Annotated in this window: 12 protein-coding genes and 2 tRNA genes; all 14 read right to left on the bottom strand. The window is 52.5% G+C overall.

All coding sequences use genetic code 11. From position 1 onward, the window contains the following. Positions 1-82: 82 nt before the first annotated feature. Positions 83-967 (bottom strand): lipoprotein NlpI, encoded by an 885-nt coding sequence (nlpI, locus tag AC6I8L_RS02625; RefSeq protein ID WP_008104288.1) that lies wholly within the window; start codon positions 965-967, stop codon positions 83-85. Between the two features lie 129 nt (positions 968-1,096). Beyond that, positions 1,097-3,232: a polyribonucleotide nucleotidyltransferase gene (gene pnp / locus AC6I8L_RS02620; RefSeq protein WP_097118208.1), complete on the bottom strand. Its 2,136-nt coding sequence runs from the start codon at positions 3,230-3,232 to the stop codon at positions 1,097-1,099. A 311-nt stretch (positions 3,233-3,543) separates the two neighbouring features. After that, entirely contained in the window at positions 3,544-3,813 is a 270-nt protein-coding gene (gene rpsO / locus AC6I8L_RS02615; RefSeq protein WP_034826514.1) for a 30S ribosomal protein S15, read from the bottom strand. A 135-nt stretch (positions 3,814-3,948) separates the two neighbouring features. Beyond that, on the bottom strand, positions 3,949-4,893 hold the full coding sequence (gene truB, locus AC6I8L_RS02610) for a tRNA pseudouridine(55) synthase TruB (protein WP_058959446.1): 945 nt from the start codon (positions 4,891-4,893) through the stop codon (positions 3,949-3,951). Next, entirely contained in the window at positions 4,893-5,300 is a 408-nt protein-coding gene (gene rbfA, locus AC6I8L_RS02605; RefSeq protein ID WP_034826517.1) for a 30S ribosome-binding factor RbfA, read from the bottom strand. The genes truB and rbfA overlap by 1 nt, the downstream gene beginning before the upstream one ends. Positions 5,301-5,366: 66 nt before the next feature. Continuing rightward, complete coding sequence (infB, locus tag AC6I8L_RS02600; protein ID WP_034826524.1) at positions 5,367-8,057, bottom strand: translation initiation factor IF-2; 2,691 nt, start codon at positions 8,055-8,057, stop codon at positions 5,367-5,369. A 17-nt stretch (positions 8,058-8,074) separates the two neighbouring features. Beyond that, on the bottom strand, positions 8,075-9,562 hold the full coding sequence (nusA, locus tag AC6I8L_RS02595; protein WP_034826526.1) for a transcription termination factor NusA: 1,488 nt from the start codon (positions 9,560-9,562) through the stop codon (positions 8,075-8,077). Between the two features lie 24 nt (positions 9,563-9,586). Next, the gene (rimP, locus tag AC6I8L_RS02590; protein ID WP_034826528.1) at positions 9,587-10,039 is read right to left on the bottom strand and encodes a ribosome maturation factor RimP; all 453 of its coding nucleotides are present in this window, start codon (positions 10,037-10,039) and stop codon (positions 9,587-9,589) included. A gap of 212 nt (positions 10,040-10,251) precedes the next feature. Beyond that, positions 10,252-10,328 (bottom strand) — tRNA-Met (locus tag AC6I8L_RS02585). 59 nt (positions 10,329-10,387) lie between these two features. After that, positions 10,388-10,474: transfer RNA gene (locus AC6I8L_RS02580), tRNA-Leu, on the bottom strand. Between the two features lie 46 nt (positions 10,475-10,520). After that, on the bottom strand, positions 10,521-10,856 hold the full coding sequence (gene secG / locus AC6I8L_RS02575) for a preprotein translocase subunit SecG (protein WP_058959447.1): 336 nt from the start codon (positions 10,854-10,856) through the stop codon (positions 10,521-10,523). Positions 10,857-11,073: 217 nt separating this feature from the next. Beyond that, positions 11,074-12,408, bottom strand: coding sequence for a phosphoglucosamine mutase (glmM, locus tag AC6I8L_RS02570; protein ID WP_034826534.1), 1,335 nt, complete (start codon positions 12,406-12,408; stop codon positions 11,074-11,076). Between the two features lie 3 nt (positions 12,409-12,411). After that, entirely contained in the window at positions 12,412-13,245 is an 834-nt protein-coding gene (gene folP, locus AC6I8L_RS02565; RefSeq protein ID WP_058959448.1) for a dihydropteroate synthase, read from the bottom strand. Positions 13,246-13,330: 85 nt separating this feature from the next. Continuing rightward, the gene (gene ftsH / locus AC6I8L_RS02560; RefSeq protein ID WP_058959449.1) at positions 13,331-15,262 is read right to left on the bottom strand and encodes an ATP-dependent zinc metalloprotease FtsH; all 1,932 of its coding nucleotides are present in this window, start codon (positions 15,260-15,262) and stop codon (positions 13,331-13,333) included. Positions 15,263-15,419 lie beyond the last annotated feature (157 nt).

The following is a 15,419-nucleotide window of genomic DNA, read 5'->3' as shown; positions in this document are numbered from 1 at the left end:
AATTAGAAGTTTTGACGAACAGAAAAGCCCTCACCTCGAAGATGATGACTTTACAAGTATTCAGGCAATAAAAGTTCGTCAGCTATTGCTGGTCAGATTCTGATAAATCGTCTTGTGTCTGGCCGAGTTGCGCCAGTTCCAACAATGCGTATCGGTGCTCAACAAAGTTGTTAACATTGTTAGCGACCGCCAGTTTGAACAACGCTTTCGCGTCGTCCTTCTCCCCCAGACTTAGGTAGTACTTACCTAAATAGAAGTTGGTTTCACTGAGATGTTCAGCGAGCGAGGTGTTATCCGTTGCGTCCGCCTTGAGACGTTCCATCAGCGTTTTTTCACTGATGTCGCCAAGGTAGAACTCGACAATATTCCATCCCCATTGGTCCCGGACCGCTTTGTCATGTCGCTGTCTCAGCGTGACTTTGGCCTTGTCGGCATCCATATCGCTTTCAACGAGATAGAGCCAAAGGCTGCGGAAAGGATCGTTAGGATCGTCTTGATAAAACGCCAGCAGATCATCTTGCGCTAACTTGTATCGACCGCCGTAATAGAGGGCGATACCACGGTTTAAATGCGCATAGTTGTAAGTTGGATCAAGCTCAAGTACAGAATCAAACGCTTCATAGGCAGCATCAAAATTGCCTGCCTGCGTTAAATATATACCGAGGTAGTTAAACACCTCAGGCATATCCGGTCTTATAGACAGCGCTTGCGAGAAATCGTTCCGCGCTAATGCCCTCAGACCCAAACTATCATACAACACTCCGCGCTCATATAATAGCTGTGCGCGTTCATCATCGGTCAGGGCACGACTGGCAAGAATTTGTTCCATTCGCGCCAGGATCACCTCTTGCTGCAGTGTGGGCTGCAAAGGTACTGCCAGAACTTCGTTCTTACGCCAATTGGAGTTGCTGCATCCTGCCAGCGTGATAGCTGTCGCAACAAAACACCAGCGCAAAAAAGGCTTCATTTCCCACTCCCGAATACAAACATTGGGATAACCATCCTGTCATCCGCCTGCTGTGCACAAGGATTCCCGCCCTCGCGATGATCCAAATACCTCTCCCCGAAAAGCAGGGAGAGGCCAATCAGTAAACGCTTACTCGGCGTCAGATGCATTCGTTGCAGCAGGGGTTTCTTCCGCTGGTTTCTGCTCTGTCGCTTCTTTGATGCTCAGGCGTACGCGGCCCTGACGGTCCACTTCCATCACTTTCACTGGAACTTCCTGACCCATCTGCAGATAGTCGGTCACTTTCTCAACACGCTTATCAGCGATCTGAGAGATATGGACCAGACCTTCTTTACCGCCGCCGATGGCCACGAAGGCACCGAAATCAACGATACGCGTCACTTTACCAGAGTAGATACGACCCACTTCGATTTCAGCGGTGATCTCTTCGATACGACGAATCGCTTCCTTCGCTTTGTTGCCGTCGGTTGCTGCGATTTTCACGGTGCCATCATCTTCGATTTCTATGGTGGTGCCGGTTTCTTCGGTCAGCGCACGAATAACAGAACCGCCTTTACCGATAACATCTTTGATCTTGTCTGAGCTGATCTTGATGGTATAGATACGTGGTGCGAACTCAGAGATTTCCTGACGTGGGGTGCTGATGGCCTGCTCCATCACGCTCAGGATGTGCAGACGCGCGCCCTTAGCCTGATTCAGTGCAACCTGCATGATCTCACGGGTGATACCTTCAATTTTGATATCCATCTGCAGTGCAGTGATACCGTCGCGGCTACCCGCTACTTTGAAGTCCATATCGCCGAGGTGATCTTCATCGCCCAGGATGTCAGACAGAACCACGAAGTTCTCGTCTTCTTTGACCAGACCCATCGCGATACCGGCTACGGCTGCTTTGATCGGTACGCCTGCGTCCATCAGTGCCAGAGAAGCACCACACACAGAAGCCATTGAAGAAGAACCGTTAGATTCGGTGATTTCTGACACTACACGGACGGTGTACGGGAACTCTTCCTGCTTCGGCATGACTGCCAGCACGCCACGCTTCGCCAGACGACCGTGACCAATTTCACGACGCTTCGGTGAACCAACCATGCCGGTTTCGCCCACTGAGTATGGAGGGAAGTTATAGTGGAACAGGAAGCTATCAGTACGCTCGCCCATCAGCTCATCCAGGTTCTGCGCATCACGGGCGGTACCCAGTGTTGCGGTAACCAGTGCCTGCGTTTCACCACGGGTGAACAGAGAAGAACCGTGAGTACGTGGCAGCACGCCAGTACGTACATCCAGACCACGGATCATATCTTTTTCGCGGCCATCGATACGTGGCTCACCACGGATGATACGGCTACGCACGACGCTCTTCTCGAGATCGTGAACGATGTCAGCGATTTCGCCAGCATCCAGCGTTTCGTCTTCAGCCTGAAGGGCAGCAATAGTCGCGTCTTTAACTGCGCCAACCTGAGTGTAACGCTCTTGTTTATCCGTGATGCGGTAAGCATCAGCGATACCGGCTTCTGCCAGTGCAGCAACACGTGCAATCAGTGCATCGTTCGCTGGCTCTGGCTGCCAGTCCCAACGTGGTTTGCCTGCTTCAGCAACCAGTGCGTTGATGTTTTCGATAACAACCTGCTGCTGATCGTGGCCGAACACCACCGCGCCCAGCATCTGGTCTTCTGTCAGTACTTCTGCTTCAGATTCAACCATCAGAACCGCGTTCTGAGTACCTGCAACCACCAGGTCCAGACGTGAAGTTTTAATTTCATCAGCGGTTGGGTTCAGAACGTATTGGTCATTGATATAACCCACACGTGCAGCACCGATTGGGCCATTGAATGGCAGACCAGACAGCGCTAATGCAGCAGAAGCACCGATCATCGCAACAATGTCCGGGTTAACCTGTGGGTTAACAGACACAACGGTCGCAATCACCTGCACTTCGTTGATGAAACCTTCCGGGAACAGTGGACGCACTGGACGGTCAATCAGACGAGAAATCAGGGTTTCGCCTTCGCTTGGACGGCCTTCACGACGGAAGAAGCTACCCGGGATACGACCAGCAGCGTAAGTACGCTCCTGATAGTTAACCGTCAGCGGGAAGAAATCCTGACCTGGTTTGGTTTTTTTCTGGCCAACAACAGTCACGAATACCGCGGTGTCGTCCATGCTCGCCATAACTGCTGCAGTGGCCTGGCGCGCCATCATGCCGGTTTCCAGCGTGACGGTATGCTGACCATATTGGAATTTGCGTACGATCGGGTTCAGCAAAATTTAAGTCCTTAAATTCGAGGGGCAGAGCGCTCTTTGGCTCGCCGGGGTTTACCGATCTTTAGTTGCATCCTCGCGACTAATGACAATCTTCAACCGCTCATGCGGTAAAGCCTCTCATTAGCCGCGCGAAACGCTGCAAGCAAAGATCACTCTCAGCAACAATACATGAGTTTGGTACGGAATGCTGCGGATTGCTCGAAAAAAGGGGCCATAAAGGCCCCCTTTTCGCGAAACTCGCACAAATCTGATCGTCAGATGCGCTTTTCTGCATAGTGCATGTGCTACATCGTTGATCAGATTCTTCAGACTTAGCGACGCAGACCCAGGGTTTCGATCAGGCTGGTGTAACGTGCAACGTCTTTACGCTTCAGGTAGTCCAGCAGCTTACGACGCTGAGATACCATGCGCAGCAGACCGCGACGGCTGTGGTGGTCTTTTTTGTGCTCAGAGAAGTGACCCTGCAGGTGGTTAATCTGAGCAGTCAGCAGAGCAACCTGAACTTCAGTTGAACCGCTGTCGTTAGCACCACGACCGAATTTAGCAACGATCTCTGCTTTAGCTTCTACGCTTAGAGACATAATAAACTCCGAAATAATAAATGAATGGTTGGGTGCCGATCTCTAATTCAGCAGCCCGCTTTAAAAGCCGCGCTATTCTACTCTTCGCCTGATAGCAACGCAAATGCGCCGTAAGGTCAAACGTGAGCGTATTGATTAGGCGGGGAACTCTACCACCAGACGACGCGGCGCCACGCGCCCATCCTCAGCGATTTCTGCCATGCCGATAAATTTATGTTCTTCACCTTCGGTAACACGCACCAATCCCTGTTCAGGCGCATTCGCCACCTGCACCGGCATCCCCTGCTTGAAATAAGCGGCGACAGAGGGCAGCAAATTGACGATGGGGAACTCCTCCGCAGGGCTATCCATTGGCAGCAGCAGTGCATCCAGTGCACGGTAGTCTGGCGTTTCTGCTGCGTTCGCTTCAGCCGCCATCGCCTGCAACTGCTCAAAGGTGATCATGCGATCAATCGGATACTTCGCCACCTGCAAACGACGCAACATAATCACATGTGCGCCGCAGCCGAGCTTCTCGCCGAGGTCATCGATGATGGTGCGAATATAAGTGCCCTTGGAAACGTGAATTTCCAGCTCCAGCTCATCCCCTTCCCAGCGAATAAACTGCAGTTCAAACACGGTGATCGGTCGTGCTTCACGCGGTACGGTAATGCCTTCACGCGCGTATTCATACAGCTTGCGGCCCTGGTACTTCAACGCAGAGAACATGGTGGGTACTTGTAAGGTGTCACCACGGAAGCTCTCCAGCGCCGCATCAAGCTGGGCTTGATTGAAGGTCACCGGGCGCGTTTCGACGATATTGCCATCAGCGTCTGAGGTATCCGTACGCTCGCCGAGGCGGGCAATAACGCGATAGCGTTTATCGGAATCGAGCAGGAACTGCGAAAACTTCGTCGCTTCACCGAGGCAGATCGGCAGCATGCCTGTTGCCAGGGGATCAAGCGCACCCGTGTGACCCGCTTTGTTAGCATGGAACAGACGCTTCACTTTCTGCAGCACATCGTTCGAGGATGCGCCCTGATGCTTATCCAGCAAAAACACACCGTGGACGTCGCGACCGCGACGACGAGGACGACTCATTAGTCCTCCTTGTCATCTTCCGCCGGGCTTTCGCCACGACGCTCAACGTCACTTTTGATCACGTTGCTGACCAGGTTAGACATGCGCATCCCTTCGATCAGCGAATTGTCATAGAAGAAGGTCAGTTCAGGCACGATACGCAGACGCATCGCTTTCCCTACCAGAATACGGATATAACCTGAGGCTTCTTTCAGCGCTTTCAGGCCATTTTTTACCGCATCTTCATCCTGATCATTCAAAAAGGTCACGAAGACTTTGGCATACGCCAGGTCGCGCGACACTTCTACGCCGGATACCGTTACCATCATGCCGAGGCGCGGGTCTTTAATTTCACGTTGCAGGATAATTGCGATTTCTTTCTGCAGTTCCTGAGATACGCGCTGTGGGCGGCCAAATTCTTTTGCCATTTTTTCTTTCTCCCAAATAATTCGGGAGGCCAGAGGCCTCCCAAATTGCAACACATCAAGTGATGATCAATCGATGGTGCGTTTAATTTCAATCACTTCAAAGACTTCGATCATGTCACCAACGCGAACGTCGTTGTAGTTCTTCACGCCGATACCACACTCCATGCCGTTACGCACTTCGTTGACATCGTCTTTAAAGCGACGCAGAGATTCCAGCTCGCCTTCGTAAATCACCACGTTGTCGCGCAGTACGCGAATCGGGTTGTGACGTTTGATGTTGCCTTCGGTGACCATACAGCCAGCAATGGCGCCAAATTTCGGTGACTTGAACACGTCACGCACTTCGGCCAGACCAATGATCTGCTGTTTGAATTCCGGTGCCAGCATGCCGCTCATGGCTGCTTTTACTTCGTCAATCAGATTATAGATAACGGAGTAGTAGCGCAGGTCCACGTTTTCAGCGTCAATCACGCGACGCGCAGAAGCGTCAGCACGGACGTTAAAGCCGAGGATGATGGCGTTGGAAGCCGCTGCCAGGGTCGCGTCGGTTTCGGTGATACCACCCACGCCCGAACCGATAATCTTCACCTTCACTTCGTCGGTGGAGAGTTTCAGCAGCGAGTCGGAGATCGCTTCCACCGAACCCTGTACGTCGGACTTCAGCACGATGTTCAGCTCGGACACTTCGCCTTCGGTCATGTTGGCGAACATGTTCTCCAACTTCGACTTCTGCTGACGCGCCAGTTTCACTTCGCGGAATTTGCCCTGACGATACAGTGCAACTTCACGTGCTTTCTTCTCATCACGCACAACCGTCGCTTCATCGCCCGCAGCTGGCACACCAGACAGACCGAGGATTTCCACTGGAATGGATGGACCCGCTTCCAGCACTTCACGACCCAGTTCGTCACGCATCGCACGGACACGGCCGTATTCGAAGCCGCACAGTACGATATCGCCTTTGTTCAGCGTACCTTCACGCACCAGCACGGTCGCAACCGGGCCACGACCTTTGTCGAGGAAGGATTCGATAACCACGCCGCTCGCCATACCTTCACGAATGGCGGTCAGTTCCAGCACTTCAGCCTGCAGCAGAATCGCATTCAGCAGGTCATCAATACCGGTACCCGCTTTCGCAGAGACGTTAACGAACATGTTTTCACCGCCCCACTCTTCCGGAATGATTCCGTACTGGGTCAGTTCATTCTTCACGCGATCCGGGTCTGCTTCTGGCTTATCAATCTTGTTCACCGCAACCACAACCGGCACTTTGGCCGCTTTGGCGTGCTGGATGGCTTCGATAGTCTGTGGCATCACGCCGTCATCGGCAGCAACCACCAGAATTACGATATCCGTTGCCTGCGCACCACGTGCACGCATCGCGGTAAACGCGGCGTGGCCCGGGGTATCCAGGAAGGTTACCATACCGTTGTCAGTTTCAACGTGGTAAGCACCGATATGCTGTGTAATACCGCCAGCCTCGCCTGAAGCGACTTTGGTTGAGCGGATATAGTCCAGCAGCGAGGTTTTACCATGGTCAACGTGACCCATGATAGTGACCACCGGAGCGCGTGACTCCTGCGCTGCATCGGTATCACGATCGTCCATCACCGCTTCTTCCAGTTCGTTCTCGCGGCGCAGGATCACTTTGTGCCCCATTTCTTCCGCAACCAACTGGGCTGTTTCCTGATCGATGACTTGGTTAATGGTCGCCATTGCGCCCATTTTCATCATCGCTTTGATAACCAGTGAGCCTTTCACCGCCATTTTGTTTGCCAGCTCGGCAACAGTAATGGTTTCGCCGATGATCACATCACGGTTAACAGCCTGAACGGGTTTGTTGAAGCCCTGCTGCAGTGCGCTTGGCTTACGGTTTTTACCACCTTTACCACCACGGAACTGCGCACGCGCTTCTTCGCGATCAGTTTTCGCTTCAGAATGCTTGTTGCCTTTTTTGGCTGGGCGCGCTGCTTTGGTGGTACGCGCACGTCCACGTCCGCCTTCAACTTCACGGTCGTTTTCGTCTTCAGCCTGACGGGCATGAGTGGAAGTGGTGACATGGTAGTCGCCTTTGTCTTCTTCCTCTGGTTTTTCCCATTCAGCTGATTTCTCTTCAGCCAGGCGGCGGGCTTCTTCTGCCACACGGCGAGCGTCTTCTTCCAGCTTACGGCGTGCTTCTTCTTCCGCTTTGCGTTTCAGATCAGCCGCTTCGGCTTCACGACGCGCCTTATCAGACTGCGCAGCCTTGGTTACTTCATCGGTAGGTTGATTAGTCACTTTCTCATTTTCCGCTGCTTCACGCTTGGCCTTTTCAGCGGCTTCGCGCTTGGCTTTATCTTCGGCTTCACGTTGCGCTTTTTGTTCAGCTTCGCGACGGGCTTGTTCTTCCGCCTCGCGACGCGCCTGCTCTTCCGCTTCACGCTGCGCCTCGGCTTCAGCTTCTGCCTGAGCTTGCTCAGACTCAGCATCACCTTTCACGTATGTGCGTTTTTTGCGGACTTCGATTTGCACCGACTTACTTTTACCCCCGGTGACGGGAATATTCAAGGTGCTGCGCGTTTTGCGCTGTAATGTCAGTTTACTTGAACCGGTCTGACCGTGCTCACGATTCAAATGGGACAGTAAGGTTTCTTTCTCTTGCTGGGACACCGCATCGTTTTCAGACTTGCGGATCCCTGCGTCAGCAAATTGCTGTACCAGGCGATCGACCGGAGTCTGAATTTCGGCGGCCAGCGATTTTACGGTTACATCTGTCATGCTGTTCCTTCCTGTTATTACGCGTCATCGCCGAACCAGCAGATATTACGTGCAGCCATAATCAGCGCACCGGCCTTCTCATCATCCAGCCCTTCAATATCTGTCAGATCGTCAACACCTTGCTCAGCGAGATCTTCCAGCGTGCAAACGCCTTTGGACGCCAGGCGATACGCCAGCGCACGATCCAGGCCCTCAAGATTCAGAAGATCCTCAGCGGGCTCCTGATTACCAAGGCTCTCTTCTTTCGCTAATGCCAGGGTGGTCAACGCATTTTTTGCTCGTTCACGCAGGGCTTCAATGGTCTCTTCGTCGAGGCCGTCGATTTCCAGCAACTCGTTGATTGGCACATAAGCCAATTCTTCCAGCGAAGAGAAGCCCTCTTCCACCAGTACGGTGGCGAACTCTTCGTCGATGTCGAGATGTTTGGTGAACATATCGATCGCTGCGTGGGCTTCAGCCTGATGCTTAGCCTGCAGATCATCGACGGTCATCACGTTCAGTTCCCAACCACTCAGTTGGGAAGCCAGACGCACGTTTTGGCCGTTACGGCCGATCGCCTGAGCCAGATTGCCGGCTTCAACAGCGATATCCATGGTGTGATTGTCTTCATCCACCACAATTGACGCCACATCGGCTGGCGCCATGGCGTTAATGACGAATTGTGCCGGGTTATCGTCCCACAGCACGATATCAATACGCTCGCCACCCAGCTCGCTTGATACAGCCTGGACACGCGCACCGCGCATACCCACACAAGCACCGACCGGATCAATGCGTTTATCGTTGGTTTTCACCGCGATTTTAGCGCGTGAACCTGGATCGCGCGCTGCCGCTTTGATCTCGATAACTTCTTCACCGATTTCTGGCACCTCAATGCGGAACAGTTCGATCAGCATTTCTGGCTTAGAACGGGTGACAAACAGCTGTGCACCACGCGCTTCCGGACGAACAGCGTACAACACGCCGCGAATTCGGTCGCCTGGGCGGAAGTTTTCACGTGGCAGCATATCTTCGCGTCCGATCACGGCTTCAGCATTGCTGCCCAGATCGAGTGAGATGCTGTCGCGGTTTACTTTCTTCACCACGCCGGTGATGATTTCACCTTCGTGTTGACGGAACTGATCAACCACCATCGCGCGCTCAGCTTCACGGACTTTCTGCACGATAACCTGTTTAGCGGTTTGGGTGGTGATACGGTCGAAGGTGACAGATTCGATCTGGTCTTCAACGTATTCGCCCAGATTGAACGCTTCGTCTTCAAAGCGGGCCGCATCCAGCGTAATTTCACGAGTCGGCTGTGTTACTTCTTCCACAATCTGCCAGCGACGGAAAGTATCGAAATCACCGCTGCGACGGTCAATGCTGACGCGCACTTCGATCTCTTGCTCATACTTCTTTTTAGTCGCAGTGGCCAAAGCGCTCTCAAGCGCCTCGAAGATTTTCTCACGTGGCAGGGCTTTTTCGTTAGAAACGGCTTCTACTACAGCTAAGATCTCTTTGTTCATCCTGGTTAGCCTCAATCCGGACTTTTAAAAGTGGGGGACCAGGTTCGCTTTCTGAATATTACTCAGCGCGAACACCTCATCGTTACCCTCAACGGTTACCGTGATCATCTCACCTTCCACGGATTTGATGATCCCCTGCCATTTACGGCGGTTCTGTACGGCCATACGCAGTGTCAGGCTCACCTCATCACCGGCGAAACGTGCATAGTGTTCAGCAGTGAAAAGAGGACGCTCGAGACCTGGCGAGGAGACTTCAAGGTTGTAAGCCACCGTAATGGGATCTTCCACATCCATTACCGCGCTGACCTGGTGGCTAACATCGGCACAATCATCAACATTGATACCATTCTCACTATCAATATAGATGCGCAAAGTCGATGTGCGACCGCGAACGAATTCGATACCGACCAATTCGTAGCCAAGCGCTTCTACTGGAGCGGTGATCAAATCAGTCAATTTTTGCTCTAATGTGGACAAGCCCACCCCCAAGACATAAAAAAAGGGCCTATAGCCCAGTATTGCGATTCCTGATAATAAAAAACCCCGAAAATTCGGGGCTTTTTATCACTGGACCCTGTACGCCGCAGAGCGGCATCGGCACACAATCCAAAAGAATTTTTTTCAAAAAAACACTGAGGATGCGTCCGTCGATGCATACAGTATATTTGAAAAAGAACTCTAAGGGAAAGTGGTTGCGGGGGCCGGATTTGAACCGACGACCTTCGGGTTATGAGCCCGACGAGCTACCAGGCTGCTCCACCCCGCGTCCGAAAACGTGGCGAATAATACGCCGACCTTGCTTAAAAAGCAAGTTTTACTGAGATTTGGTACCGAGGACGGGACTTGAACCCGTAAGCCCTTTCGAGCACTACCACCTCAAGGTAGCGTGTCTACCAATTTCACCACCTCGGTACTGCACTGACTGCGACGTTATGTTGCCGCTAAAGCATTGACGATGTTACTGCGGAATATCATTGCCCGGGATTGCCGGTTTAGCTGGCTGAGTCTGCTGTTCAGACTGAGCTGGCGCAGTGAGGTTTTCCCACTCGCTTCCTTTAGAAGACTTGTTCGTGTTCAGATTGCCCAGAATCAAGCTGATAATGAAGAACAGGGTCGCCAGTACTGCCGTCATACGTGTCATGAAATTACCAGACCCGTTTGAACCGAACAGTGTACCAGAGGCGCCTGCACCGAATGAGGCTCCCATATCAGCGCCTTTGCCTTGCTGAAGCATGATCAGACCCACGAGGCCAATCGCAACAATAAGGAAAACAACTAACAGAGCTTCGTACATAATCAACCTGTTTCCTTGCGCGTTATCCGCACAGTTAAAGCTTCACCAATATTGACGGGGAGTATCGTCATCACCCATCAGAAGCGGGTGTGAATACTAACCAATGGGACATACCTCTGCAAGCGCAATTTTCACGAACTTTATTGATTGCGGAAAAAAGCGCCAGGATGGTGATTTAACAGGCGGAAAGTCGAAATCTCGCCGCCTGTTAACACGCTTAGACCGCTTTCACCGCATCAGCAATTTTATGCGCCAGTTCGGTGACTAACGCTTCATCTTCACCCTCGACCATCACGCGAATCAGCGGCTCAGTCCCCGATTTACGCAACAGCACACGACCGCGCCCTGCTAACGTTTTCTCCACTTCAGCGCTGACAGCCTTAACGCTCTCGGATTCAAGAGGATCATGACTGCCACTGAAGCGCACATTCACCAGAATCTGCGGCAGCATTTTCATGCCACTGCACAAATCATGCAGACTCATGTGATTACGCACGATAGCAGTGAGTACTTGCAAACTTGCCACGATGCCATCGCCAGTGCTGATTTTATCCAACAGAATGACATGCCCGGAGTTTTCAGCCCCCATGCGCCAGCCTTTCTCCTGCATTTTTTCCAGCACGTAGCGGTCACCCACTTTGGCACGCGTGAAGGGAATGCCCAACTGTTTCAACGCCAGTTCCAGCCCCATATTACTCATCAACGTACCCACCACGCCGCCGCGCAGTTGCCCCTGACGTAAGGCTTCACGTGCAATGATGTAGAGAATCTGGTCACCATCGACCTTCATGCCCAGATGATCCACCATCATGATGCGGTCACCATCGCCATCGTAAGCAAGGCCCAAATCGGCCTTCTCTTCCAGCACGCGCTGCTGCAGCATGCGGAGATCGGTTGCGCCGCACTCTTTGTTGATATTCATGCCATCGGGTTGAACGCCAATCGCAATCACTTTGGCACCTAATTCACGCAGCACATTAGGCGCAATGTGATAGGTCGCACCGTTGGCGCAATCCACTACGATTTTCAGACCGTTAAGACTTAACTCGCTCGGGAATGTGCCTTTACAGAACTCAATATAACGACCAGCAGCATCAACGATACGGCTGGCGCGCCCCAACTCAGCGGACTCAACGCAGGTCAGTGGCTTCTCTAACTCAAGCTCGATGGCCTCTTCCACTTCATCCGGCAATTTAGTGCCTTCCGCAGAGAAGAATTTGATGCCGTTATCGTCGAAGGGGTTATGCGATGCAGAGATCACGATACCGGCTTCTGCACGGAAGGTACGCGTCAGATAGGCAATCGCGGGGGTTGGCATAGGCCCGGTAAAGGCCGCCGACAAACCAGCAGCAGCCAGGCCCGCTTCCAGTGCCGATTCCAGCATGTAGCCAGAAATACGCGTATCTTTACCAATTAATACCTTACGTGATCCAGAGCGCGCCAGAACCTTACCCGCAGCAAAACCCAGCTTTAGGACAAAATCAGGGGTAATCGGTGCTTCACCGACCTTGCCACGAATACCATCTGTACCGAAATATTTACGATTACTCATGCTTTATCCTTTTGCTCTCCGTGTCGCTTCAACAATACGCATCGCTTCGACAGTCTCTTTCACATCATGCACGCGAATAATTTGTGCGCCCTGCATAGCGGCAATCACCGCACAGCTCAGGCTGCCGGTCAAACGCTGCGTCGGACCGACATTTAACAGCTGGCCAATCATCGATTTGCGCGACATTCCGACCAATAGCGGTAAGCCAAAATGGTGGAAATGGCTGAGTTCAGCCAGCAGTTGATAATTGTGGTTGAGATTCTTACCGAAACCGAAGCCAGGGTCGAGCAACAGATTCTCTTTTTTAATGCCTGCCGCTTCGCAACGTGCAATCTGTGCCTGGAAGTAAGCGTCCACTTCACCCACGATATTCTGATATTCAGGTGCTTGCTGCATAGTGCGCGGTTCGCCCTGCATGTGCATCAGGCATACCGGCAGACCGGTCTCCGCTGCTGCTGCCAATGCACCCGATTCTGACAGTGAACGAATATCATTAATGATGTGAGCACCCACTCGCGCCGATTCACGGATCACCTCTGGCTTTGAAGTATCAACAGAAATCCACACTTCAAAACGCTGGGCGATAGCTTCAACCACCGGAATCACGCGTGCTAACTCTTCATCTACGCTGACTTCATCGGCTCCTGGCCGCGTAGATTCCCCGCCGACATCGATGATGGTTGCGCCCGCATTCACCATCTCATTGGTATGGGTCAGCGCATCCACCAATGTGTTGTGTGTTCCGCCATCAGAGAAGGAGTCCGGCGTGACATTCAAAATACCCATCACATGGGGAAACGACAGATCGAGATGGGAATCACGGGCGAACAACTTCATGGTGGGAATCTCCTTGGGAATCACGGTATCACTGAATGTAAAAAACCCCGGACCGGCCGGGGTTTTTGCTGAGGTTTGTGGCCTCTTATTTGTCGAGCTGTTCTGACATGGTGTTGCCAGGATTTGGCGTACGCGGTTCATCAACCGGACGTGGCGCCTTTGGCGTCCCATTGTTGTCCGATGAACTGTTGCTGCCTGAATCATCCCAACCTGCTGGTGGGCGAACTTCACGGCGAGCCATCAAGTCATCAATCTGTGGCGCATCAATGGTTTCATACTTCATCAGCGCGTCTTTCATCGCGTGAAGGATGTCCATGTTCTCACCCAGCAGAACACGAGCACGCTGGTAGTTGCTGTCGATCAGGTGCTTAACTTCCTGGTCGATGATGCGTGCTGTTTCATCTGACATGTGTTTCGCCTTAGCCACAGAGCGGCCGAGGAACACTTCGCCTTCTTCTTCAGCATACAGCAACGGACCTAACTTCTCGTTGAAGCCCCACTGCGTCACCATGTTGCGCGCCAGGTTAGTGGCGACTTTAATGTCGTTAGATGCACCGGTAGAAACGTGTTCTGCGCCGTAGATGATCTCTTCCGCCAGACGACCGCCATACAGCGTTGAGATCTGGCTTTCAAGCTTCTGGCGGCTGGCGCTAATCGCGTCACCTTCTGGCAAGAAGAAGGTCACACCCAGCGCACGTCCACGCGGGATAATTGTCACTTTATGCACCGGATCGTGTTCCGGTACCAGACGACCAATAATCGCATGGCCCGCTTCGTGGTAAGCGGTGGATTCTTTCTGCGCTTCCGTCATCACCATGGAGCGACGTTCTGCACCCATCATGATTTTGTCTTTCGCTTTCTCGAACTCAACCATCGAGACCACACGCTTGTTGCCACGTGCAGCAAACAGTGCCGCTTCGTTGACAAGGTTAGCGAGGTCAGCACCCGAGAAGCCCGGCGTACCACGTGCGATGATCGCTGCATCGATGTCAGTGGCCAACGGCACACGACGCATATGCACTTTCAGAATCTGTTCACGACCGCGGACATCTGGCAGACCGACCACAACCTGGCGGTCAAAACGACCTGGGCGCAGCAGCGCGGGGTCAAGTACGTCTGGACGGTTAGTTGCGGCGATAACGATGATGCCTTCATTACCTTCGAAGCCATCCATCTCAACCAGCATCTGGTTCAGCGTCTGCTCACGTTCATCATGACCACCGCCTAAACCGGCGCCACGTTGACGGCCTACAGCATCGATTTCATCGATAAAGATGATGCACGGCGCGGCTTTCTTCGCCTGCTCGAACATGTCACGCACACGAGATGCACCGACACCCACGAACATTTCAACAAAGTCAGAACCGGAGATAGTGAAGAACGGCACTTTTGCTTCGCCAGCAATCGCTTTAGCCAGCAAGGTTTTACCGGTACCCGGAGGACCGACCATCAGGACGCCTTTCGGGATCTTACCCCCCAGTTTCTGGAAGCGGCTTGGCTCGCGCAGATATTCAACCAGTTCACCCACTTCTTCTTTTGCTTCATCGCAACCTGCGACATCAGCAAACGTGGTCTTGATCTGGTCTTCGGTCAGCATGCGGGCTTTACTCTTGCCAAAGGACATCGCGCCTTTGCCACCGCCGCCCTGCATCTGCCGCATAAAAAAGATCCAAACGCCAATCAACAGCAGCATTGGGAACCAGGAGATGAAGATGGAAGCCAGCAGGCTTGGCTCTTCTGGTGGTTCGCCAATCACTTTGACGTTTTTGGTCAAGAGGTTATCAAGCAACTTTGGATCGTTGACAGGAATGTAAGTCGTATATTTATTACTGTCTTTTTTGACAACGTTAATCTCACGCCCGTTAATACGTGCCTCGCGGACCTGATCCTGGTTCACTTCCGACAGGAAGGTTGAATAATCAACCCTACGGCCATTCGACTCGCTGGGCCCAAAGCTCTGGAAGACAGACATCAGCACGACCGCGATGACTAACCAGAGAATCAGGTTTTTCGCCATGTCACTCAAGGGATTAACCTCATATTACAACGGTGTTAACAGACAGCGTAGGGTACTATATATCCTTCAGACCTGGAATCGCGGCGCTGATGATTTTACTGCTTTTCACTGAAACTCAGAATTACACATCAGAGTAAACGCAGTTCGCCTTGCTTTG

Source organism: Type-E symbiont of Plautia stali, assembly GCF_059731115.1.
Note: the sequence above shows the minus strand (reverse complement) of the source record. Positions and strands in the feature narration are given on the sequence as shown.

Bases quoted from the DNA above. Each gene is read 5' to 3' on its own strand.
- nlpI (WP_008104288.1), bottom strand. From the start codon at position 967: ATGAAGCCTTTTTTGCGCTGGTGTTTTGTTGCGACAGCTATCACGCTG.
- rpsO (WP_034826514.1), bottom strand. From the start codon at position 3,813: ATGTCTCTAAGCGTAGAAGCTAAAGCAGAGATCGTTGCTAAATTCGGT.
- truB (WP_058959446.1), bottom strand. From the start codon at position 4,893: ATGAGTCGTCCTCGTCGTCGCGGTCGCGACGTCCACGGTGTGTTTTTG.
- rbfA (WP_034826517.1), bottom strand. From the start codon at position 5,300: ATGGCAAAAGAATTTGGCCGCCCACAGCGCGTATCTCAGGAACTGCAG.
- infB (WP_034826524.1), bottom strand. From the start codon at position 8,057: ATGACAGATGTAACCGTAAAATCGCTGGCCGCCGAAATTCAGACTCCG.
- nusA (WP_034826526.1), bottom strand. From the start codon at position 9,562: ATGAACAAAGAGATCTTAGCTGTAGTAGAAGCCGTTTCTAACGAAAAA.
- secG (WP_058959447.1), bottom strand. From the start codon at position 10,856: ATGTACGAAGCTCTGTTAGTTGTTTTCCTTATTGTTGCGATTGGCCTC.
- glmM (WP_034826534.1), bottom strand. From the start codon at position 12,408: ATGAGTAATCGTAAATATTTCGGTACAGATGGTATTCGTGGCAAGGTC.
- folP (WP_058959448.1), bottom strand. From the start codon at position 13,245: ATGAAGTTGTTCGCCCGTGATTCCCATCTCGATCTGTCGTTTCCCCAT.
- ftsH (WP_058959449.1), bottom strand. From the start codon at position 15,262: ATGGCGAAAAACCTGATTCTCTGGTTAGTCATCGCGGTCGTGCTGATG.